The sequence below is a fragment of the Methanobrevibacter woesei genome (genome assembly GCF_003111605.1).
Classification (GTDB): Archaea; Methanobacteriota; Methanobacteria; order Methanobacteriales; family Methanobacteriaceae; genus Methanocatella; species Methanocatella woesei.
On sequence record NZ_MZGU01000007.1, the window covers coordinates 1 to 24,559 of the forward strand.

A 24,559-nucleotide genomic window follows, 5' to 3' on the forward strand; every position below is an offset into this window, starting at 1 on the left:
CATGATCTGCAAAAATAACACACTCACCCTGAGCCAAATCCAAACCAACATTACGCCCAGTACCCGGAAAACCAGAATTAACATCCAAAAAAACAGAAGAAACATTACTATAACAAGAATCAAGCTCTTTTAATAAGTTAATAGTGTATTTATCATCGGATGCATCATCAACAAAAATAACCTCAATATTCTCAAAACCAATAGTCTGACACATAAAAGACTCAAAAGTCTCAACCAAAAAATCCCCAGTATTAAACGTAGGAACAACAACAGATACCTTATATTTATCCATTCTTATCACCCATCATTCCATTATAGAGATTGATATATTGATTTAACATTTCTTCCCTAGATTTAATCTTTATTTTTGATAATGCATCAATTTTATTTAAATAATCTTCATTGGATATGCTAATTAGTTTATTGTAAATATCAAGCGGATTTTGAGGATTTACAAGCCAACCCACCCCTGATTCTTCAATCCTTTCTTTTAAAGCTCCTAAATTTGTGGCCACAACTGGAATTCCAGCAGCAATAGCTTCAGTTAAAGTATGAGAATATGTTTCAGGGCACACTGATAAAATAGCTATAAAGGAAGGGCTGATTTTTGAAATTATATTATTAAATTCTTCACGTTCATATCTACCGTGATTTATACCATATTTTTTAAGATTAGGAATTGTTGTTCCAACAAAATGGAATTCTAACTTATTATCCTTATCTAATTTTTTAATTTCTTGAATTAATAAAGATCCTTTATGCGGACTTACATGACCCGGAAATACAACTTTAATAGGTTTTTTATCAGGCAGGGAGAATTTTGAAGAAGTTTTCTCTAAATCTCTTCCATGTTCAATAAGTTTAAAATTATCTAAATTATTAAAAACACCCTCATAAAATCCAATAGCTGAATTAGATGGAAAAATAACATATTTTGCATTTTTTAATAAGTTATAACATAATTTCTGCCAAATATCCAATATTTTATGAGAATTTTCTTCATTATCTATATTAAAACTATGACAATTTTCACAATCAAAGTTACAATACTGATAGTTCTCATTAATTAAGTGAATAGAAGGGCAGATATAATAAAAGTCATGTACACTTAGCAAATATGGAATATTTTTTTTAATAAGCATATCCATTAAATCAAAACTATGATTAATTAAATGGTTGATATGGACAATATCTACATCTAATTTATTAAGAATTTCTTCATAAACAGTAGCTAATTTAGAGTTGTAAAGTTGATTTTTAAAATCATCTGAAATAATCCTATTTTTATTACTTTCATCAATTCTAGAAAAGTCATTGGAAAAGTTAATTTCCTCATGATAAATTTTTTCAAGTCTTTCTCCACTGTAAATCCATAATTCCAACTCTTCGCCAGTTGATGTTAAAATAAATCTCTCATATGAATCATCTAATCCTTCAATAATATCCAGATTAGTAAAACCAGTTCCACCAATAGTTCCAATCTTTTCATGTAAGATATAAAGAATTCTTTTTTTATTAGACTTTTTATATCCTTCTAAATTATTTTCTGGCATGATTTGCCTATTTTCAGCTAACCCATATAATGCATAGTGGATTAATGGATTAATATTAACATCATCATAATTATATTTGTAAAAAAGAGCATCAAAAGTTTTATTTGGTCTTTTTCCTTCTTTAAAACCGAAATATATGTAATGTAGCAAAGGATCCATATTAGAGTTTCTAACTTTAGGATAATTACTTAGGTAAAATTCATCATCAAATAGATTGTTTTTTCTAATAGCCTTATAACCCTTTATAATTAACCTAGCCATTTTCTTATCATGAGTTTTATGTAAGATATAGGCTTCAGGAATCTTACTAAGAAATTTATCTTTTAATCCCATAAAAATCCATCACATGAAACTAAACTATACTCAATATGGTCAATAATGTCTAAAGCAAACCCTACAGGGCTTTCACTATCTAAAAGAAATACATCATCATCTTTAACTGAATCTGAACTTACGATACTTGCTTGAGGCATAGTCGAATCTATATGGAGTCTAACTTTCACAACATCATCCCTAGCTATTACCTCATTAAAGTCATATTCATCAACTAAAGATATAACAACATCTGTAGAGTTACCAAGGTATTTGTCTTCAATATTGGAAATAACAGTAACTTCATATCCCAATTCACTGTAAGCTTTCACCATCTCAGAAACGGGCTTGTCAAAATTAGGATTGTCATTAATAAAAACAATTTTCAAATCTTTCACTGAGAAGAATTTCTCATTATGAATCTTGTCTAGGAGAAGGTGTTTTGATAGATAGCTACCCCACCTATTCCAGAATACATTGTAATTCTTTTTATCATTATCAAAGTAATCTTTATTTTTAACCCTAGTGCTTGATTCATGATGGAACAATAAAGCAGAACCACAGTAGTAAGTGTTAAAACCATTTTTATGAAGATTTAAACAAAAATCAACATCCTCCAAACCATAGTTATAATCTTCGCTAAGTCCTCCCAAATCCATATAAACATCCTTTTTAACAAGCATTACTGCACCTGTTACTGCAATGCACTTATTAGTTCCATTAAGATGAGAATCAAATAAATCTAAATCAGGATTTGAATTGTTTTTTGCATATAAACAGCAAGGAGTCATTCTTTCAGCAAATATATCACCACTGTGCTGAATTTTATAGGATTTATTTTTATCTAAATAATAATAAGGGAAAACAAGTTTAGCACCTACAGCACCTACTTTTTCATTGCGAAGCATTGCTCCCATCATCTCATTTAACCAGCCATAAGTAGGTTCTATATCATTATTTAATAAAAGCAAGTATTCTCCATTAGCTATTTCAGCAGCATCATTATTTCCTTTAGAAAAAGATACATTTTCAGAATTTTCAATAATTCTAATAGGCAATTCTTCTTTTAAATCCTTTAAATATTTAACAGATTCATCACTAGACCCATTATCAACAACAATGATTTCATAATTGGAATAATTAGTTTTCTTATCAAAATCTTTAAATAAACGTTTTAAATGAGACAGGCCATTTAGATTTAGAATGATAATTGACACTAAAGGTTCATTTTCAAATTTATAATTATTTAAAAACATTAGATTGGTTTCTAAAATCTCTTCTTTTCTTCTGATAGGATATGCACTTTGAACTAGCTTATCCTCATACTGGCCATGAGCAATATAGTGAAGAAGCGGATTAATACCTGCATTTCTAACCTGAGGATAAGTATCTAGATATGCATCACTATCAAAATTTAGGCTAGGTAAAAAACCTAATTTATATCCTTCAGTTAAATAATGAGTCAATGGATCTTCATTTTTCAAATATTCAGAATAGGTTTTTCTATAAAATGATTCGTCAAAAAAACCTGAGTTTTTAATTTCTGAATAAAATTTAAAATTCTTTAAAGCAGCTTTAAAGTTAAATTTATCTTTAATTAGAAATTTAAAAATATTATTTGACATTAATTAATCCCTACTTCTTTGATCTTAATTTTTCAGTTATTTTCCATGAAAAGGAATTCTTTGCATCGTTGATTTTATTGTCTAAATAATCCCTCTGAATATTAAGTTCGTTTACTTCAAACTTAAGTGCATCAATATCATTAAATAAGAGATTCATTTCCTCCTTAGATAATGTATTGACATCCTGAATATTGCCCTCTAAAGATTTAATAAGATTGCAAGAGGTCAAATAGCTAGTGATTTTATACTTATGATGATACTGCCCTTCTTTTTTCCAGTAATCATTAATCCAATAATATACTGGAGAAACAGATGGATGAAAATCATGTTTCCACATTAAATATGGAAGGCTTAACTGGTCCTGATTGGTATATTTTATAATTTCTCTCCACCAGTCTTCCATAAGCTTAATAACATCTGGATGATTGTGCTGTCTAAACAAAGCCCCAGAAGCTATAAGGCCATAATGCTCAGGCATTCCCATTTTTCTATAATCATTAACCTGTTTTTCAATTGTATAATTAGGATATCTTTCAAAAGGTATGGATCCTAAGGCTTCATCATAAATACAGTCCCTTTCTGGATGAACAACAACTAACATGGGTGAGTTAACGTATTTATAGACATACTCCCTAATACTGCCCACAATCTTAAAAGTTCCATCTAACCAGAAACTGTATTTATAATCTGAAAGATATTTATGAGGAAATAATCTATATTGTTTAGCTATTCTATTATCATCTAAAGTAGAATCTGCCATTTGAATTATTTTCCATGTATCAGACTCTAAATTAGGATTGTTAGTAAAACATATATAATCGCAATTATCATCAATGAATTCTGGTTCTTTAAGATAATCATAGTCACCAGTAAAAGCTGTGTAAATAGCTATTTTATTTTTCTTAATGTCTTCAACTAGGTCATAATCTACTTTTTTTGTATAATTAAACAGTTTACTTAAAACAAAGCTATCTACATTTGATTCAAATCTAGATTTAATAATCTCATAAGGATCAATGTTTTCTTCAGTCATACTAAAAACCAGCTAATTTTTATATAATTAATTAAAATTTAGTGCTAATCTTAATTAAATATATCGATATCTATAAAAAAAGTGTTAAAATAAATAAAAAAAGATAAGATTAATTTAAAAAAGTTTTTAGGACTAATTAAAATAATTAGATTAAAAACTCTTTCAAATTAAGCATAAATAATTTCAATCATACCCGGGACAGATTCCCACATGGATTGTATACCAAGTAAGAATATAGCAAGTCCACCAATGAATGTAATGTAATTTGCATATTTAATAGCAAACCTTGTACCGAATGTACCTATAGCATACCAAGCAACTACAAAGAATAAACTTAATAAACTTAAAACAATAGGATTAAGTCCTTTTGTAACCCCTAAAGATGCGATAATTAAGTTTTCTATGTTACCAAGTATTAATAAACCAATAAATTGTTTAAATTCTCCTGCCATCATAATCACCTATTCATCTTTAGGTGCATGTTTACCAAGTACACCTTTTTTAGTTTCTCCTTTAACAGAATCAATCATTGCTTGAAGACCTAAAACAAAGATTGCAAGTCCACCAATGAATTCAATGAAAGGAGCATAAGCTTCTACAGCCATAGTACCAAAAGTACCTAATAATAACCACATGACAACGAAGGCTACACTCATTAAAAATAACCTACCTTGTCTAGCACCAGCAACAACCCCTTGTGAAGCAAGTACTAAGTTTTCAATATTTCCGAATATTAATAAACCTAACAAAGCCATGTAAGGCATTAAAAATTCCAACATTTTTATCCTCCACTTAACACTTGAAGTTTAAAAAAATAATAAAATAAACTTCCATTAATAATAACTAATTTGAAGTATATAAAAGTATAGGTTAAAATAATAAGCCATATATAAATATTTGTATTTTAAGGACTGTCTAATTTATCAATTTGTTAAAAATCATATCCCATTTTTGAATCCTGTTAGAAATGGAATAATTTTCAACAACATCATCAATAGCATTATTTCGAATACTTTTTCTTAAATTCTTGTCCAATATAAGCTTTTTAATCTGATTAATCCATTCTTCTTCAGTTTTAGCCAGTAATCCATTATATGGTTCATGAACAACAGAGTTATAAACTTCCATGTCACTATATACTCCAGGTATCCCCAAAACAGAAAGCTCAATATATTTTAATTCACTTTTTCCTTTGTTAAAATTAGAATTTTCCAATGGAACAACACCAATATCCCAATTAACAGTTTTAGATAACCAACTCATAAAATTGGCAAAATTCATTGGATTTGGAGGCAAATCAATTACCTCAAACCAGCTATTATCAACCTCATCTCCTTCATTAAAACCACCAATTATCTCAAATCTAACATCAATTCCATAATCATCCTTCATTAATTTCTTAAGTTTGATTATAGCATTTTTAATTAGCAGTAGATCTTTTGTATGAGTTAAAGTCCCATAATAGCCTAAAGTAATTGGCCCTTCTTCTTTGATATCATCTCTTATTTGAAATACAGAATCCACATAATAGTTTCTTATAATACAAACATCTTTATTTGGAAACTTCCCAGCAAGTGCAGGAGTAGTAACAGTAACAATATCACAGCTGTCAATATACTTTTCTATACTGCTTCTAACTCTATCAACATATTCAAAAGAAGGGCTGTTCTCTTCAACACCCAATAAATCATCATCAGTTTCATAAACCATTTTTATACCATGCTGAAGGCATTTATCAACTAAAACATCCAAAAAGGGTAAAATTCTTTGAACAACAACAATATCAAACTGTTTAACTTTCAATATTTCCTCAATATCCATTAATGCAAAGCTATCCATACCATACACAAAGAAATTGTATTTTCCAGAGTCTGAAAGTCGACTGAAAGGTTCATGAATTCTGATATAAGGACAAGGAGCCAAATCAATAAAAGGATCGTTGATAAAAACTCCTACTCTTATTTTATCTGTTTTAAATTCCTCATTAGAGTTAATATAAGGAATGGAAATCTTTTTATCAGTTATATAATAGTTATGCTTTAATTCTTCTTCAATTTTTAATTTTTGATTTTTATAGAACTGTTCTGTTAAATCCCCATCTAAAAAATTAATGTAATTACAGTCCCATTGATTGATTAAGTTATTGTCAAAAAATCCCTTAGAAACATAATGTAAAATCGGGTCTTCATCTCCAGAATAGTTTTTTCTATAAAACTCTAAATCAAAAAGACTGTTAACATAAGTTTTTTTAATGTCATCTTCATCATAAACCCCATAGTACAAATAGTGGATTTCTGGGACAATATTCTGTTTTAAACAATCTGAATGAACCTTAAAATAGTCTTCATGAGAAATAAGATTTAAATTTTTTATAGCCTCAAATGATTTTCTATTAAACTTTATTTTTTTAATGTTTCCCTTTGATTTAATAGTAATAAAAAGTAATGGATGAGATTTAAAACCCATATTTAACACAACCACCGCATATGAGAACACTATATTAATATAATTTGTAACATAAAATAAAATTTATGTCTTATAAGGTTACTGTTATAATTCCAACATATAATAGTGTTGATTTTTTAGATGAAACAATTGATTCTATTAAAAATCAGACAATTGGATTTGAAAATATTGAATTAATATTAGTTGATGACTATTCAACTGATAATACACAGGAAATGATTGATGAATATTGTAGAAAATATGAAAATATTAAAACATATGAATCAGGTAAAAAAACAGGAACCCCTGGAAGAGCAAGAAATATAGCTATGAAACATGCACAAGCAGATTATATTATGTTTATAGACCACGACGATAAGTATTCAGAAACTTGTGTAGAAAATTTATATACTGCAATAACAGAAAACTCTGCAGATGTAGCTATTGGTAAATTTCAAAATTTTGGAGAAAACAACATTGTAACTGAGCATTGGATTACAGAAAATGTTATTTTAAATTCAATTGATGAAAATCTATTATTTTTATCAATAAACGGAATTTGGAGAATGATTTTCCCTAAAGAATTCCTTAAAAAACACGATATAACCTTCCCTGAAGGAGTTTTTGCTGAAGATTTAACTTTTATGATTGATGTTTTTGTAAATTCAAATAAAATTGTTTTTATTAATGATATTGTTTATAAATTTAGGTTAAGAACTGGTGAAAATAGTTCAACAAGTTTATCAAAGGGGATGCACTATTTAAATGGATTAATTGAAGGTTACAAAAATACAGTAGAGGTTCTAAAGAAAAATAATGCTATGAAATATTATGATACTGTTTTTAACCAGCATTTAACCTGTTGGCTTAGTGATGTTGCTTTAAGTGAAACAATAAGTTCTGATGATAAAAAAATGTTAATAGACAAATCAGTTCCATTTTTTAAAAAGATGAATAATATTTCACCATTTCCTCCAAATGACACCCTTAAAGACATAATTTATGACATTTCAGATGAAAATATGGAAGTTGCTTATGAAAAAGTAGAAAACTACAATATCTACACAAACCAAATACATCTTTTAGAATTAGAAATAGAAAACCAAAGAAACAGAATAGCTAACTTACAAACAACTAAAGGATGGTTTAAATACAAAACAAACAATATAAAAGAAAGATTAATAAATAAATTTAATCATTGATTAATCTTTCAAAAAGATTATCCCACTGTTCAACACGTGAATTTAAGCTATAATTTTTAAGAATATTGTCATGGGCATTATTTACCATGCCATTTCTTAAGACAGGATCTTCAAGCAAAGTTACTAATTTTGATACCCATTCATTTTCAGAAGTGGCTAGATAACCATCAACACCATCTTCAATAGCTTCTTCATATCCTTCAATTCTACTTGCAACAACAGGAATTCCTAATGCAGAAAATTCTATATACTTTAATTCGCTTTTACATTTATTAAATTCGGTGTTAACAAGTGGTGCAATACCTACATCCCAATTAACATTATTATTCAGCCATTTCATAAAGTTAGACATTGGCATTGGATAAAATGGAAGTTTTTTTACTGAATACCAATCCTGAGCATTGTTTAAAGCCCCACCAACAACTTCTAACTCAACATTAATATTCTCTTTTAATAAGTAATCTTTAACTCTTAAAATCACATTATGGATTAATTCTAAATCACCATCATGAGTTAAAGTTCCAAAGTATCCTATTTTTAAAAATTTAGTTTCATTGTTTTTAAAAGGATTTAAAGGGAATAATTCGTCAACAAAGTAATTTCTAATAATCTCAACATTATCATAACCATAATCTAAAAAACGATTCTTCAATTCAGTTGTAGTAACTGTTATTTTATCAGCATTTTCAATTAATTTTACAATATTTTCCTTATTCTCATTAATATAGATATAAGATGGGTTTTCAGGTGACAAATCAACTAAATCATCATCAACTTCATAAACAACTTTAATACCATGCATTTTAGCTTTTTTTAATAACTCAGTGGCATATGCATTATTCCTTTGAATAACCATAACATCAAAAATCTTGCAGTTAATTACATTGTTCATGTCCAGTTTAGGCAATAATTCTCGTCCATAAACGAAAAATTGATACTTTCCCTTTTTACTTAATTTCTTAAATGGAACATGTAATCTAATAAAGGGGCAAGCATTCATATTATCAAATGAATCCTCTAAAAATACACCAACTTTAATTTTATCATCATTACATGGCTCATTTTTTTCAATGTAATATTTTAAAACTTCACTATCAGAAATATAGTTATTTGACTTAAGTTCATCACTAACAAGAGTATTCACATAATTTTCATATTGAGTATCAATATCTAATTTAAGATTTTTAATAAAAGGTTTATGTTCCCTATTAAATTCAAAATTATTAAAGAATCCATGAGATACATAATGAACTATTGGATCTACATCTAAATCTAAATCATTTGCAGATAAATAATAAACCATATCAAATAAAGGGTTTACATAAGATGCTTTAATATCAATAGGATCATTTTTTGATGAATAAGCCATATAATGCAATATGGGATTATCAATTGCCCCTGGATGAATAGCTAAATATTTTTCTTCATTTATAAGATTCAAATTTTTAATTCTGTAATATAAAGATAATTGATTTGAAAAATCTGTCTTAAAGTATTTTACTGCCTGAAAATATCTATTTTTCTTAAACCTACGTGATAAATCGCCCGCTACCCTTAATGGTTTTGTTAACTTTAAAGAGTTAGAAGACATCATTGCTGAATATTCCTTATTTAAAAAAGCTATTCTTCCAGCAGTATCTATCCTATAACCATTCATTCCCTTAATATCATTTATCAATAACAATAATTCCTCTTTTGATAAATCAATAGTGTCTCCAATGCTCATATTGTTAACTTGCACGCCAATTTTAGATCTTAAGTTATCACTTGTTATTGGAGTTTGTAAAACTACTTTATGATGATATTCTCCTTCTTTTGCCCAATATTCATTATCCCAATAGTATAACAGAGAAACAGAGGGATGGAAATCCTGTTTCCATGCAACATAAGCAAAACTAAGTTGATCTTGATTAGAATATTTGATTATTTCATCCCACCAAGCTTCCATAAGATTGATAACCTCTGGATTATTATGTTGTCTAAAAATAGCTCCCATTACGGCAAGCCCATAATGTTTAGGAAAACCTTCTTTTTTATAATTTTCCATTTGTTCTTCCATAACAGCCCTAGGATATCTTGGAATGATTTTAGATGCTTCATATTCTTCATAAATGCAATCTCTTTCTGTATGAATAACATTTAGCATTGGGGAGTTAGCTTTGATATTTTTATATATGTATTCTCTTATACTACCTTTTATTTTAAAAGTACCGTCTAACCAAAAGCTATACTTATAATCTGGGAAATATTTATGAGGTAAAACTTTGTATTGTTTAGCTTTTCTATTATTGTCTAAAGTAGACTCTTCCATGAAGATTATTTTCCAAGTATCTGATTTTAAATTAGGATTATCAGTAAAACAAACATAATCACAATTTTCATCAATAAATTCAGGTTCCTTTAAAGAATCATAGTCTCCTGTAAATGCAGTATAAATAAGTAATTTATTGTTTTTTATATCCTCAATTGTATCTTCTGGAGATTCATTTGAATGATTAAATAACTCCCTATTTATATTATCCTCAGCAACCTCTTGAAATACCTCATAAATATCTTCATACATTTTATCATCTCATAATATAACAATCAAATATAATCTTCAACAATTCCCTTGAAAATGATTTGCCATCATTAGACTCGAATATAATGGCGTTTTCTATTGTAGAATCTTTTGTTAAAACTAAATCATAATTATCTAAATACTTTTGATATTCCCCATTTAAATCATTTAACACTAAAATTTTAATTAAATTTAATCTAGATACAGTTTTATCAATTTCATATTCTGGATTAAATGAAATAGCTATATCACAATTAGGACCCAAAATCTTATTATTCAAGTTAGAAATGATTAAGACATTGTACTTTTCATTTAATTCCTTGGATAACCCTTTAATAAATTCTTTATTCTCATCATGAGTGTTTATAATTGAAAAGTCTAACTTTTTATTAGTGAAAAATTTATTTCCTTCCAATTTATCCCTTAACATCTCTTTAAACAATAAATCTCCCCATTTATTGAAAAAATACATTATGTTTTCATAATTTAATTGATTTTTGCGCTCATCATCAACTCTTGTAGCAGATTCATGATGGAATAACAAGGCCTGCGGATTAAAAATTGAGTCATAGCCTGCCTCATATAATTTAAATGCAAAATCAATGTCTTCATAGCCATAGAAATAATTCTCATCTAAACCGTCTAACTGAGCATAGACAGATTTAGGAATTAAAATACATGCTGCAGTATTGGAAATTACTTTTTTCGGCATATTAACATTATTTCTAAAAATTAAGGTATTGAACATGTTTTCATGAAAAGGCCCATAGATATAAGGAGTTAATTCCTCCCTAAACTTAACAGAAGCATGCTGTATTGAAAAGGATTTAGGCTGATTTGAAATATCTTCATAATAAGGAAATATCAATTTGGCACCAACTGCTCCAACATTCTCACTATCCAACATAGTTCCCATCATTTCATTAAGCCATCCATAAGTTGGCTCTATATCATTATTTAATAAAAGCAAATATTCTCCATTAGCTATTTTAGCAGCATCATTATTTCCTTTAGAAAAAGATACATTTTCAGTATTTTCAATAACTTCAATAGGCAAATCCTTTTTAAGAGAATATAAATATTCAACTGAGTGGTCACAGGATGCATTATCCACAACAATAATTTCATAGTTAGAATAATTGGTTTTTTTATCGAAATCCTTAAATAAAACCTTTAAATGGTTTAAGCCATTCCTATTTAAAATGATAATTGAAACAAGAGGTTCCTCATCAAATTCGTAATTATTTAAAAAAGAGAGATTAGTGCTTAATATTCTTTCTTTTTTAGCCTCAAAAGGATTGGATTTTTTAATAAACCCTTCATTATTGTTTTCAATATAATGAATAATAGGATTCAAGTTATTTTTTTCAATTTCAGGAAATTTTTTCAAGTATCCTTCCATGTCAAAACTAGCAGTGGGTTTTTTACCTTCCTTATAACCATAGAATAAGTAATGCACCAAAGGATCCATTCCAGAATTCTTAATATGAGGATAGCTACTTAAATAAAAACCCTCATCAAATAAACCCAATTCCATAATCTTAGAATACATTTCTTTATAGTAATTAGCTTTTTTCAGATTGAATTTTGATTTTTTCAAGAATTCTAAAATTGAAATATCACTCATAAAAACACCATTATCTCATAAAACCAAATAATCCTTTTTTCTTCTTAGTTTCTTCTTTTTGATTATTTAAATCATTAATCAAATTATTTTTATCTACAAATAAGCTACTTAATTCTTCATCATTCAAGATGGATAATTTAAATCTGATTCTGATTTCATCAACATCTTTTGCTTCAATAATATAAGAAGGATCCAGAGTTGTGAATAGCTGATACTCTTCATTAATACCATTTTCACTATTTGAAGACAATATTTTCAAATCTGGAGAAATATCTAGAATTTTAACTTTTGAAAAAGCGCCTTCAATTGGATCAAATCTCAAAGAATGTATATTTTTAAAATTTTTTAAGTCAAATGACAATAAATTCTCACGGGATAATCTATAGTTAATAGCTATCTTATTATCCTCATTAAAGCCTTCTCCAGCATCAACATATAAGTTAGCTATTGAATTAACCTTAGGCAATCTATTATACTTAAATTTAGCTAAAAATGTTTCATCATCATATTTATTTAAGCTTCTTATATCTCCTTCAAACAAAAGTGAAAAAGGAATATTTTCATTGAAAAAATCCAGATTTTCATTTGTAATATCATATGTAACTGACTGTAACAAGTTAATAGCTTTTAATTCTTCATCAACAAACCATTCATAATCACAAAGCCAAAATAGAATATCATCTACAAATTTTATAATCAAAGAAGTTATACTCATTTCATAATCAGGATATTTTAAAATTAACTCATTTAAAGTATTAATAGAACCTACTAACCCTTCAACATTGCTCATTGTTATTACTTGAGTTATAGAATCCTTATTTTTTCTATAAAAATAAGTAACTTCATTATTAAAGTAAATTTGATTTGCATTTATAAAAGTTTCAATTGTTACACCATTATCCTCATATTTAGATTTTGGAAACTTGAGATATTGGAATAACTTCTTATGATATATCTTATTCCATGCAGAAGTCATAAAAATAAAATCAGGATACTGCCTAAAATCTTCAATTATCATATCCTCTTTAAAATGAGGTTTATGTATTGAAAATGGTTCAATTTCACCATCTTCACGATAAAATTCCCAATTATAAATTAATAAATCTGAATTTGATGATTTAATTTTTTTAAGAGAATCTTCATAGACATTTTCAGATAAAAAGTCATCACTATCTACAAAAGTAACATAATCAGAAGTAACTTCATTAAGCCCCCTATTTCTACTTTCTCCTAATCCAAGATTCTCTTCATTGTTAATTATTTTAATAGAAGAATATTTAGAAGCATATTTTTCCACAATTTCCATAGAATTATCTGGAGTTGCATCATTTACTATAATCACTTCAATATTTTCAATTCCAATAGATTGATTTACAATTGAGTCCAAACATTGTGCAACATATTTTTCAACATTATAAATAGGAATAACAACACTTAATTCATACATCTTTTCACTAACTTCTAAAAATATTCTTAAATTTATTTTTAACTGAAGAATTATTATTCTTTAACTGATTAATTTCTTCTACTAATCTCTGATTTTCATTTTCTAATTTTTCAACTAATCCTTTATAATGATTAACTAAAAAAGTTTGACAATCTTTATTATAAATTAAATCAAATTCATAACCATCTTTAGCCTTTTTAATGGATTGATAAAATATCCTATCTTCATAACTCCATCCAGAAAAATCATTATCAACTTTATCTAAACCAAAATATTCATAATTTTCAAGCATTGACTTAAAATAGTCATTTTTATACTCATCTTTTAGCCTTACAAAAACAAATTTAAGATTTACGATAATAAACATTAAATAATCTTGTAAATACTTATTAACTATTATTGTTGTATTTTTTAAACTATTATTAACTAATTTTAAACTTTTAAAAATATCAAAAGATTTTTCTCCTCCAGATGTGGAAATTGAATTTTCTCTAATTCTATAGAAAAGCAATTCTTTTTTTAATATAGACACTCTTTCTGCTTTTAAAAAAACATCATAAAAGAAAACTAAATCTTCATAGTTTATGCCCTCAGGGAAACTAGCATTAATTCTTTGTAAAAAAGATGTTGAATAAAGTTTATTAAATGCTGAATGAGGAATTTTAAAAATTATTGAAGCAACATCTTTATAATTGAATATTTTACCTTCAAAGGAGTCATCAATAGCAGTCATTCCACCAAACTGATTTAATTCATACCTGCCATCTTCTTCATAATAATCCACAGTTTGGAAAAAAAGCATGTCCAGATTATCATCTAAATGAGACCAATACAATTTAGAAAGAGCATCCTCATTTAACCAGTCATCTGAATCAAGAAACAGAACGTATTCCCCTTGAACATGCTTCATTCCTGTGTTTCTAGCACCACTTAATCCTTTATTTTTTTGATTTATTATTTTAATTCTAGAATCCTTTTTAGCATAATCTTCAAGAATAGCTAATGAATTGTCAGTGGAACCATCATTTACACAAATAATCTCAATATCTTCAAGTGTTTGATTAATTACACTATTTAAACAGTCTTTAAGATACTTTTCAACATTGTATACTGGTACAATGACTGAAACTTTAACATTTGAAGTCATTTTTATTCCTGATACATTTTTCTGTAATATTCCTGATATTCGCCAGATTTAACTTGATTCATCCAATCTTGATTATCCAAATACCATTGAATAGTCTCATGAATTCCTGTTTCAAAAGTATATTTTGGTTTCCAGCCTAGTTCTTCCTGAATCTTTGTAGAATCAATTGCATATCTCCTGTCATGCCCCAATCTATCATCTACAAATTCAATTAAAGATTCATCTTTATTTAATTCCTTAATAATTAATTTAACAATTTCAATATTTTGTTTTTCGTTGTTTCCACCGATATTATACACTTCACCAAGTTTTCCTTCATGCAATACCAAATCAATAGCTGTACAGTGATCATATACATGTAACCAATCACGGATGTTCTTACCATCTCCATAAACAGGCAACTTTTTATTTTCTAAAGCATTGGAAATCATTAAAGGAATTAATTTTTCTGGAAATTGATAAGGACCATAATTATTTGAACAACGAGTTATATTAACTGGTAAATCAAAAGTTTCATGATATGCCCTTACAACTAAATCAGCACTAGCTTTAGAAGCTGAATAAGGACTATTTGGTTGTAAAGGAGTGGTTTCAGTAAAGTAACCTGTTTTTCCTAAAGTTCCATAAACTTCATCAGTAGATATTTGAAGGTATTTTTCAACCCCATATTCTTTAGCTGCGTTTAATAATACTTGAGTTCCTAAAACATTTGATTTTATAAAGATTTCTGGATCCTGTATACTCCTATCTACATGACTTTCAGCAGCAAAATTAACTACATAATCTGAATCTTTTACTAAATCATTAACTAACTCTTTATCCCTAATATCTCCTTTAATAAAATTATAATTTTCATTATTTTCTATATCAATGAGATTTTCAAGATTTCCACAATATGTAAGAGCATCTAAATTAGTAAAATTGTAATCCGGATACTTATCAACCATATATTTTAAGAAATTACTTCCAATAAATCCTGCTCCACCTGTAACTAATACATTAACCATAATAATCCCTTAATAAGTGTAATTTGACTCTTTTAAAGTTTTCCATTCTTTATCTTTATCTGAGAGAATAATTTCATCAATATCATCAAGAGGCCAGTCAATTCCAATATCTGGATCATCCCATTTTATTCCTCCTTCATCATCCCCATGATAGAATTCTGTACATTTATATACAAATTCTGCTTCATCAGATAAAACTAAAAATCCATGTGCAAAACCTTCTGGAATAAATAGCTGTTTTTTGTTTTCATCAGAAAGAATAGCTCCAAACCATTCTCCATAAGTATCGGAATCTTTTCTTAGGTCTACCCCCACATCAAATACTTCTCCCTTAATTACACGAACCAATTTTCCTTGAGGATGATTAACTTGTAAATGAAGGCCTCTAAGAACTCCTTTAGATGATTTAGACTGATTATCTTGTACAAAATTTAAATCATAACCCTCATCTTTAAAATCATTTTCATTATATGTTTCCATGAAGTATCCTCTATTGTCTTCAAATACTGCAGGTTCAACTAGAAACATTCCTTCAATTTTAGTATTAGTAAATTTAAATTGACCCATAATATCTTACCTATTAGCTAAATTAAATAAATATTGACCATAGTCTGTTTTTTTAAGCTCTTTAGCAGTTTTTAATAGTTGTTCTTTTGTGATGTAACCCTTATTATAAGCAATCTCTTCAAGACATGCAATATACAAACTTTGCCTTTTCTGAACAGTTTCAATGAAATTGGAAGCATCAAGAAGACCATCATGAGTTCCAGTATCAAGCCATGCCATTCCTCTACCCAATAACTCTACCTTAAGCTTATCTCTTTTTAAGTACTCTTCATTAACAGAGGTAATTTCCACTTCTCCCCTATCAGAAGGTTTTACACTCTTAGCTATTTCAATAACATCATTATCATAGAAATAAAGCCCTGGAACAACATAATTTGATTTAGGATGTTCTGGTTTTTCTTCAATTGAAATTACATTACCATCATCATCAAATTCAACAACACCAAAACTTTCTGGATTGTTAGTATAGTATCCAAATATAACCGCTCCCTCTTCAAGCGCAGTCGCCCTTTCCAATATTTCAGTGAATCTATGACCATGGAAAATGTTATCTCCCAAAATAAGAGCAACATTATCGTCCCCAATAAAGTCTTCACCAATTATAAATGCCTCAGCAAGACCATTAGGATTTTCTTGAACTTCATATGAAAAATTAATCCCCAAACTACTTCCATCACCTAAAAGATCTTTAAACATTGGTAAATCTCTAGGAGTGGATATAATTAAAATATCTCTAATACCTGCAAGCATTAAAACAGAAATAGGATAATAAATCATTGGTTTATCATATAACGGTACTAATTGCTTAGATATTGCTTTAGTAATTGGGTATAATCGAGTTCCAGAACCACCTGCAAGAACTATTCCTTTCATTAAATCACCTAATTATTAAGTAGTAAATTGTCTGTTTTTAATAGTTAATTAAAATATCTATTTTATAAATGTTTTAAATAATCTTTAATGGCTTCTTTATAACTTCTTAAAGGTTTAAAACCATTTTTAATCCAGTACGAATTATTTAAAACTGAATAATGTGGCCTTGATGCAGGTCTTGCAAATTCTTCAGCTGTTACAGGTACAACATTTACATCAATATCTTTAACTTCAAAGATATACTTTGCAAAATCAAACCAGGAACAATAATCAGAATTTGTAATATGATAAATTCCATAATAGTCTGTTTCAATTAATTCCGCTATTGCTTGAGCTAAATCTAAAGTATATGTTGGAGTTCCAATTTCATCTGTAACAACAGTCAAAGTATCATGAGTTTTAGCCAATTCCAACATTGTCTTAGGAAAATTTCCACCATTAATCCCATAGAGCCATGATGTTCTAATAATAAAGAATTTATCAAGAATGCTTTCAATAGCTTCTTCTCCTTGAAGTTTACTTTTACCATAAATACTAATAGGACCTACTTCATCATCCTCCATCCAAGGTTTAGTATTTTCACCATTAAAAACATAATCAGTACTTATATGCACTAAAGGGCAATCGACCAATTTACAAGCCAATGCTAAGTTTTTAACACCTTCACCATTAACTTTATAGGCCATTTCTTGATTTGTTTCACATCCATCAACATCAGTATATGCAGCAGAGTTAATAACCATATCTGGATGCTCATTTACAATATAATCTTTTACTTTATCCTTATCAGTTATATCTAAACTTTTAGAAGTGGTTTTTATTAGTTCATGCTTTCCATCTAAAACATCAATTAAATCATGACCTAACATACCATTAGAACCGGTTATTAAAACTTTCATAATAATCCCCAATATTTAATTAATAATAAATACAATAGTTATTCAATTAATTTATAATTATTAGTTAATATACTAATTTTTAAATTTGCAGAGGGTATTTAATATGAAAATTTGTATTGTTGGTCAAGGATACATCGGACTTCCAACAGCAGCATTATTTACAAGAAGCGAATGTGAAGTTGTTGGTGTTGATGTTAATGAAGAAATCATAGATAATTTAAATAAAGGAAAAATTCACATTGAAGAACCAGGAATAGCTGAAATAATAAAAAATGCCATCGATAACAACAGATACCATGCTTCATTAACCCCAGAAAAAGCAGATGCTTTTATAATAACTGTTCCAACACCGTACATTGCAGAAAATTACAGTTGTGACCTAAGCTATGTAATCGAAGCATGTAATGAGATATTACCTTTCATTGAAAAAGGAAACACAGTAATCGTTGAATCCACAATAGCTCCAATGTCAACAGATGATGTTATAAAACCAATCTTTGAAAAAGCAGGATACACAATCGGGAAAGACCTATACTTAGCACACTGCCCTGAAAGAGTACTCCCTGGAAAAATAATAGAAGAACTAATCCACAACGATAGGATTATTGGAGGAATAACACCAGAATGTTCTAAAAAAGCTAGTGAAGTTTATGGACAGTTTGTTGAAGGCGAACTAATGTTAACAGAAGCAAAAACTGCAGAACTATCAAAATGTATGGAAAACACCTATCGTGACGTTAACATTGCATTAGCTAATGAACTTGCAAAAATATGTGCAGAAATTGGAGTGAATGCACTAGATGTAATCAAAATGGCAAATAAACACCCAAGAGTAAACCTCCACTCACCAGGACCAGGAGTAGGAGGACACTGCCTAGCAATAGATCCATATTTCATCTATGCAAAAGCGCCAGAAACTGCAAAAATAATAAAACTCGCAAGAGACACAAACAACTCCATGCCACAATTTGTATATGAAAATGTTTGTAAAATAATTCCTGAAGGAAAAATAAGCATTTTTGGTGTGTCATATAAAGGAAATACCGGTGATGACAGAGAATCACCAGCATATGAAATAATATCTTTGCTTGAAAATAAAGGATATGAAATAGCTATCTATGAACCACATATTGAAAGAGAAAACTTTGTTGATTTCAACGAAGCTATTGAAGGTTCAAATTTAATTCTTATACTGGCTGATCATAATGAGTTTAAAGAAATGGATTATGAAGTAATTAAAGATAAAATGGAAACTCCAATAATCTTTGATACTAAAAACATCATAGAAAAAGTCCCAAAAGAAATAAAACTTTACAACTATGGAAATTTATATGAGCTTTAGGAAATTATTTTCTAAAATTCATAATATTTCTTAAAGGTTTGGTTAATTTCCAGCTATTTGAAGAAGCCATTTCATTAATAATATTCTTTTGATTAATATTTTCAGCTTCAAGTTCTTTAATTCTATTTTCTAAATTAAATACCCTTTGATTAGTTTCATTTAAAGAATTATTAATCTTAGATAAAAAGACTGTGTTAAACTTCATGAAATCAAAAGAATCTAACTTGAAACTATGGTAAGAAGGATTAATGTGGCCTGTGAACTTTTTAACTGTAGAAATTAATTCTTTTCTAATTTTTAAATAATCTTTTTTATTTTGAGGAGGATTATTAACATCAAAAATAGTGTAGTTATTCATATACTCCTCTAATGAATAAAAGTTAAGTAAATCTTTATAAGAAGAAAATCTTCTTTCTCCATTGATAATTTCATCATTAATAACTAAAACAGGAGTATTAAATGCCAAACAAGGCAATGCAACATGTAATCTTTTAGTAATAACACAAGATGCTCTTTCATATAAATTTAATAAACATTCTGCAAAAAAGAACTTTTCCTGACTATTATAAATCCTATCTTCAAGGTAGTGAAACTCAGGAGATAATCTACGTTTATTTAAGTCCATAGGAGGATTGTGAGAAAGCACATAAACTTTTTTATCAGTTTTAGATTTAATAAAACTAATTAATTCTTTAGGAACATCAACTAAAAGAATATAATCTTCTTTTTCAACAGATTTATCTCCTTCAAGTGTTAAAGTTAAACAACCAGAAAAATAAGCAGGAATATCATTTTCAAGTAAAAAATCACGAGTTAAATGATCTCTTGTACCAACAGGCCCATATTTTACTAAAAAATCCCTGCTTTCTTCTGTTAAAAAATGATTTAAAACATTTTTATTATTTATATTAATATGCATTGAAATAAGTAAAGGATGGATAAATTCATCTACAGGAGGCCAAGATTTTGTTTCATGGAAATACCATGCATTCATAATCATTTTAAAGTCATCAGATGCTTTAAATGTGGATAAATTATTATAATCTATAAAATAATCTATTTCGGGTAAAAAACGTCTTGCAGCAATACTCTGAATTTCATTACCTAAATTTTCTAAATAATCATAACATAATAATCCATATTTCATTAAATCCCACCCCATATTTCAATAAGTTTCTCCATAGTCATTTCTACACTAGATTCATTTTGAACATCTTTCTGAGCCCTAGTAACTATTTTTAAAATATCTTCCTTAGACAAAGACATGATTTCTTTAATTTTTAAGGCAAATGCTTCTTTATTATTTGACTCAACAATGAATCCATTAACTCCATCACTGATTACTTCAGGGATAGCTGAAACATTAGTAGTTAATATAGGAGTACCATAACCCATAGCTTCAAATACCACTGTTGGAAATCCATCAAGGTCTCCGTCACTTCCACGTTTACAAGGAGAAACAAGCAAATCCGCTTCTTTTAAAACTTTTTTAACTTCTTTAGCACCATTTAACCTTCCTTTAATAGAAATATTATTAAGATTTAACTTTTCAATTTTGGCTCTTAACTCATCTTCCAAATCACCAAAACCATAAATGCTAAAATTATAATTTTCATTCTCTAAAATTTTAGCTATATCAATTAAATCATCTAACCCTTTTTTTTCAACAAAACGAGAAATAGAAACAATAGATTTTGTCTTATTATCATTTAAAGTGATTGGTTCAATTTCATAATTTGTAGCTTGTTTTGTAATGATAATTTTATTTGATGGTACTCCTCTCTCAATCAAATAATTCTTATGAAATTCACTTAAAGTAAAAATGCCCTTACAATACTCAGAATTGGTAATTTCAGAGATGTTATTGATTTTGTCAATCTCATATTTGAAAATATCAGCAGCATGTGCAAATAATGTAAAAGGGATTTTTAATTTTTGAGAAACTGGAAAAGTGAATAATGTTCCAACAGGATAAACGAAATGAGTATGAATAAGTTCAATTTTATGTTCAATTAAAAGCTTTTCTAAATTCCCCAATAAATCATCAGAATCAAAATGAATAATTTCCAAATCAAAATCTAAATCAACTGGCATTTCAGGGTTAGAGAATGAAAAAACTTTAACATCATATCCATTATGTTTTAACCATCTTAATTCATTTACAACAAAAGTTTGAGAAAGTGTAGGAAAAGCAGCTAGAACATAAGCCATTTTAATATTTTTTAAATTTTTAAAATCAGAAGAACGACTGAAAACTCTTTTAAAGAAATTAAACATTATCCCACCATTGATATTAAATTTATATCCTGATAATAAAAAACTCTTTCTTTAAAAATTAAAAAAATAGAAGTATAAAAATAATTTAAAAATCAATAGACTGATCCACATCAATTGAATTTCCATTCCAAGCTTTTAATGAAGACCATTCTTCAAATGGATCTGACCAAAATGGATCATTGAAAGATAATCCTAACGGTAAAAATACTTCGCAACAAAGATAAACACTACCTGAATTAATGCTTTTTTCTGATGCATCAAGTTGATTACCATTAATTCCTACAGTTAACCATCCATTTCCATCAAAATTATGATTTCCTGCAAAATGAGATTTTAAAACTGCAGTTAAAGCTGTTCTAACCTGTGCAGGAGCAATATTTTTTGGCAATATTTTGAATAAAGATGCTTGAGTTAAAGCATGGAAAATACCTGTACGATAAGATAAAGATTTTCCAACTAATGGATAAGTTCCTTCTGGAGAAATAGAACGTTCTAATTGTGAAGCTAATCTGCTTGTCCTCATTAGTTGTTTATTTAAAAAGTCATTACCTTCAATATTATATTTTCTCATAACCATTAAAATATCGTTTAACATTGGATGGATTATAAGACTATTATAATAATCTTGTCTAGCTTCATCCCCATTTGAATAGATTGCATCCCCTAAATACCATTCTTTCCAGAATTTACGAACACCATAACGTAAACGCTCCATATCACATTCACCAGTAAATTCTAACAAAGTCGCTTCAATTATTGAAGTAAAAAGCAACCAATGATTATCATAAGGTGCAATATTTCTAGTATTTTTAAGTTCTGTGATAATCCTAGCTTGAACATCAATAGGTAAATTTAACCATATTTGATTTTTAGACCTGAGTAATCCTTGAGCGAAAATAGCTGTTTCAGACAATATTTTCTTATTATTACCATCAACAAACATATAATCTTCACTATTTGGATAAATAGCGTTTTCCAAAGCTTTTAAGGTCATTCCAATATATTTTTCACGAAGTCTACCCTCATCAGTACTATCTCTTCCCAACTCCAACCAAGGTGCAATTCCATTAAAAACCCTTGAAAATGCTTCAAAGGATGCTGTTCTTTGTCCTTCATTAGATTTAGAGATATAAGGCATGTTTTTTCTAAGAGAACCCTTTCTTAAATTAGATAAAACAGGATAAGTAATTTTTTGCATTGTATCAACCCAAAAAATCCTATCTTCCCATACAGAAGGTTCTTCTTCAAAAAATGGCTCTTTATTTTTTTTAAATCTTCCAAAAATAGACTTACTCATGATAGTATATTTTATTATACATAATATATAAATTTTAATTATGATTAGTTTTTAATAAAAAATCATATTAATTTGATAATTTATAGCGAGGTTTAATAATGTCAAAAACAATGTCAGAAAAAATATTAGCTCGAGCTTCAGGAAAAAAGAATGTTGAAGCTGGAGATATTGTTATAGCAAATATTGATGTGGCTATGACACATGATTTAACTGGACCTCTCTCAGTACAATCTTTTAATGAAATTGGGACTGAAAAAGTATGGGATCCATCTAAAATTGTTATACCTTTTGATCATCAAGTCCCTGCAGATTCAATTGACTCTGCTACAAATCACATTATAATGAGAAAATTTGTTGAAGAACAAAATATTGAAAACTTTTATGATGTTAATGCAGGAGTTTGCCATCAAATACTTCCAGAATTAGGACATGTTGTTCCTGGAGAAGTTATTGTAGGTGCTGACTCCCATACATGTACTCATGGAGCATTAGGTGCTTTTTCAACAGGTATTGGCTCTACAGATATGGCAATGGTATTTTCTGAAGGAAAATTATGGTTCAAAGTACCAGAAACTAATAGATTTGAAATTAGTGGACAACTAAATGATAATGTCTATGCAAAAGATGTAATTTTAAATATAATTGGACAAGTTGGTGCAGACGGATCCACTTATAAAGCATGTGAGTTTGCTGGTGAAACTGTATCCAATATGAGTGTTTCAGACCGTATGGTGCTTTCTAACATGGCAATTGAAATGGGTGGAAAGACAGGATTAGTTGAACCTGATGAAAAAACCATAGAATATGTTAAAGCTAGGTCTAACAAACCATACAAATTATTTAAAACTGATTTAGATGCTCCATCTTTAAATATTATTGATATTGATGTTAGTGACTTAGAACCACAAGTTGCATGCCCACATAATGTAGATAATGTTAAACCAGTTAGTGAAGTCGATGTTGAAATTGACCAAGTGTTCTTAGGCTCCTGTACCAATGGAAGATTAAGTGATTTAAGAGATGCTGCAAGAATATTAAAAGGAAAAACAATAGCCAAAGGAACAAGAATGCTTGTAATACCTGCATCAAAAGAGATTTACATGAAAGCTCTTGATGAAGGATTAATTAAAATATTTGTAGAAGCAGGTGCTTTAGTATCAGCTCCATGTTGTGGTCCTTGTCTTGGAGGACATACTGGACTTATAGGCGCTGGTGAAGTAAGCCTTTCTACTTCAAATAGGAACTTTAAAGGAAGACAAGGAAGCCCAGAAGGAGAAGTATACTTATCATCAGCTGCAGTAGCTGCTGCATCAGCAATTGAAGGAAAAATAGTGGTACCACAGTGA

General features: G+C 28.4%; 21 protein-coding genes. 3 read left to right on the forward strand and 18 right to left on the reverse strand.

Annotated features, from left to right (window positions below; all coding sequences use genetic code 11):
* The 7 genes from MBBWO_RS07515 to MBBWO_RS07545 all read right to left on the reverse strand — a co-directional run.
* Positions 1–292: glycosyltransferase family 2 protein (locus tag MBBWO_RS07515; protein WP_133241511.1), on the reverse strand; the 292-nt coding region annotated here is incomplete at its 3' end.
* Positions 285–1,886 carry a glycosyltransferase gene (locus MBBWO_RS07520; protein ID WP_116670285.1) on the reverse strand — a complete coding sequence of 534 codons (1,602 nt, stop codon included), beginning with the start codon at positions 1,884–1,886 and terminating at the stop codon, positions 285–287. The genes MBBWO_RS07520 and MBBWO_RS07515, both read right to left, overlap by 8 nt.
* Positions 1,877–3,490 carry a glycosyltransferase family 2 protein gene (locus tag MBBWO_RS07525; protein ID WP_116670286.1) on the reverse strand — a complete coding sequence of 538 codons (1,614 nt, stop codon included), beginning with the start codon at positions 3,488–3,490 and terminating at the stop codon, positions 1,877–1,879. Before MBBWO_RS07525 ends, MBBWO_RS07520 begins: the two co-directional genes overlap by 10 nt.
* Before the next feature lie 10 nt (positions 3,491–3,500).
* The gene (locus MBBWO_RS07530) at positions 3,501–4,523 is read right to left on the reverse strand and encodes a glycosyltransferase domain-containing protein (protein ID WP_116670287.1); all 1,023 of its coding nucleotides are present in this window, start codon (positions 4,521–4,523) and stop codon (positions 3,501–3,503) included.
* Positions 4,524–4,690: 167 nt separating this feature from the next.
* Positions 4,691–4,975, reverse strand: coding sequence for a hypothetical protein (locus MBBWO_RS07535; protein WP_116670288.1), 285 nt, complete (start codon positions 4,973–4,975; stop codon positions 4,691–4,693).
* A 9-nt stretch (positions 4,976–4,984) separates the two neighbouring features.
* Positions 4,985–5,302 (reverse strand): hypothetical protein, encoded by a 318-nt coding sequence (locus tag MBBWO_RS07540; RefSeq protein WP_337956480.1) that lies wholly within the window; start codon positions 5,300–5,302, stop codon positions 4,985–4,987.
* A gap of 136 nt (positions 5,303–5,438) precedes the next feature.
* Positions 5,439–6,989 carry a glycosyltransferase family protein gene (locus tag MBBWO_RS07545; protein WP_116670289.1) on the reverse strand — a complete coding sequence of 517 codons (1,551 nt, stop codon included), beginning with the start codon at positions 6,987–6,989 and terminating at the stop codon, positions 5,439–5,441.
* 65 nt (positions 6,990–7,054) lie between these two features.
* Here MBBWO_RS07545 and MBBWO_RS07550 point away from each other — a divergent pair, with 65 nt between their 5' ends.
* Positions 7,055–8,170, forward strand: coding sequence for a glycosyltransferase family 2 protein (locus MBBWO_RS07550; protein ID WP_116670290.1), 1,116 nt, complete (start codon positions 7,055–7,057; stop codon positions 8,168–8,170).
* On the opposite strand, the gene MBBWO_RS07555 is transcribed toward MBBWO_RS07550, so the two are convergent.
* From MBBWO_RS07555 to rfbD, 8 genes are all read right to left on the reverse strand, one after another.
* On the reverse strand, positions 8,160–10,733 hold the full coding sequence (locus MBBWO_RS07555) for a glycosyltransferase domain-containing protein (protein ID WP_116670291.1): 2,574 nt from the start codon (positions 10,731–10,733) through the stop codon (positions 8,160–8,162). The genes MBBWO_RS07550 and MBBWO_RS07555 overlap by 11 nt on opposite strands.
* A gap of 4 nt (positions 10,734–10,737) precedes the next feature.
* Positions 10,738–12,357: a glycosyltransferase family 2 protein gene (locus tag MBBWO_RS07560; protein ID WP_116670292.1), complete on the reverse strand. Its 1,620-nt coding sequence runs from the start codon at positions 12,355–12,357 to the stop codon at positions 10,738–10,740.
* Between the two features lie 10 nt (positions 12,358–12,367).
* Positions 12,368–13,804, reverse strand: a complete 1,437-nt coding sequence (locus tag MBBWO_RS07565; RefSeq protein ID WP_116670293.1) for a glycosyltransferase family 2 protein — start codon at positions 13,802–13,804, stop codon at positions 12,368–12,370.
* Between the two features lie 7 nt (positions 13,805–13,811).
* Complete coding sequence (locus MBBWO_RS07570; RefSeq protein ID WP_116670294.1) at positions 13,812–14,951, reverse strand: glycosyltransferase; 1,140 nt, start codon at positions 14,949–14,951, stop codon at positions 13,812–13,814.
* 2 nt (positions 14,952–14,953) lie between these two features.
* Entirely contained in the window at positions 14,954–15,958 is a 1,005-nt protein-coding gene (gene rfbB, locus MBBWO_RS07575) for a dTDP-glucose 4,6-dehydratase (protein ID WP_116670295.1), read from the reverse strand.
* A gap of 9 nt (positions 15,959–15,967) precedes the next feature.
* Entirely contained in the window at positions 15,968–16,525 is a 558-nt protein-coding gene (rfbC, locus tag MBBWO_RS07580) for a dTDP-4-dehydrorhamnose 3,5-epimerase (protein WP_116670296.1), read from the reverse strand.
* Positions 16,526–16,531: 6 nt separating this feature from the next.
* The gene (gene rfbA / locus MBBWO_RS07585; RefSeq protein ID WP_116670297.1) at positions 16,532–17,398 is read right to left on the reverse strand and encodes a glucose-1-phosphate thymidylyltransferase RfbA; all 867 of its coding nucleotides are present in this window, start codon (positions 17,396–17,398) and stop codon (positions 16,532–16,534) included.
* 62 nt (positions 17,399–17,460) lie between these two features.
* Positions 17,461–18,297, reverse strand: coding sequence for a dTDP-4-dehydrorhamnose reductase (gene rfbD, locus MBBWO_RS07590; protein ID WP_116670298.1), 837 nt, complete (start codon positions 18,295–18,297; stop codon positions 17,461–17,463).
* Positions 18,298–18,400: 103 nt separating this feature from the next.
* Here rfbD and MBBWO_RS07595 point away from each other — a divergent pair, with 103 nt between their 5' ends.
* Complete coding sequence (locus MBBWO_RS07595) at positions 18,401–19,639, forward strand: nucleotide sugar dehydrogenase (RefSeq protein ID WP_116670299.1); 1,239 nt, start codon at positions 18,401–18,403, stop codon at positions 19,637–19,639.
* Positions 19,640–19,643: 4 nt separating this feature from the next.
* On the opposite strand, the gene MBBWO_RS07600 is transcribed toward MBBWO_RS07595, so the two are convergent.
* The 3 genes from MBBWO_RS07600 to MBBWO_RS07610 form a co-directional block, all read right to left on the reverse strand.
* Positions 19,644–20,786: a polysaccharide pyruvyl transferase family protein gene (locus MBBWO_RS07600; RefSeq protein WP_165807948.1), complete on the reverse strand. Its 1,143-nt coding sequence runs from the start codon at positions 20,784–20,786 to the stop codon at positions 19,644–19,646.
* A complete protein-coding gene (locus MBBWO_RS07605; RefSeq protein ID WP_116670301.1) occupies positions 20,786–21,916 on the reverse strand; it encodes a glycosyltransferase in 1,131 nt (376 codons plus the stop codon). The genes MBBWO_RS07600 and MBBWO_RS07605 overlap by 1 nt, the downstream gene beginning before the upstream one ends.
* 85 nt (positions 21,917–22,001) lie before the next feature.
* Positions 22,002–23,213 (reverse strand): DUF2264 domain-containing protein, encoded by a 1,212-nt coding sequence (locus MBBWO_RS07610; RefSeq protein WP_116670302.1) that lies wholly within the window; start codon positions 23,211–23,213, stop codon positions 22,002–22,004.
* 98 nt (positions 23,214–23,311) lie between these two features.
* Here MBBWO_RS07610 and hacA point away from each other — a divergent pair, with 98 nt between their 5' ends.
* The gene (gene hacA, locus MBBWO_RS07615) at positions 23,312–24,559 is read left to right on the forward strand and encodes a homoaconitase large subunit (protein WP_116670303.1); all 1,248 of its coding nucleotides are present in this window, start codon (positions 23,312–23,314) and stop codon (positions 24,557–24,559) included.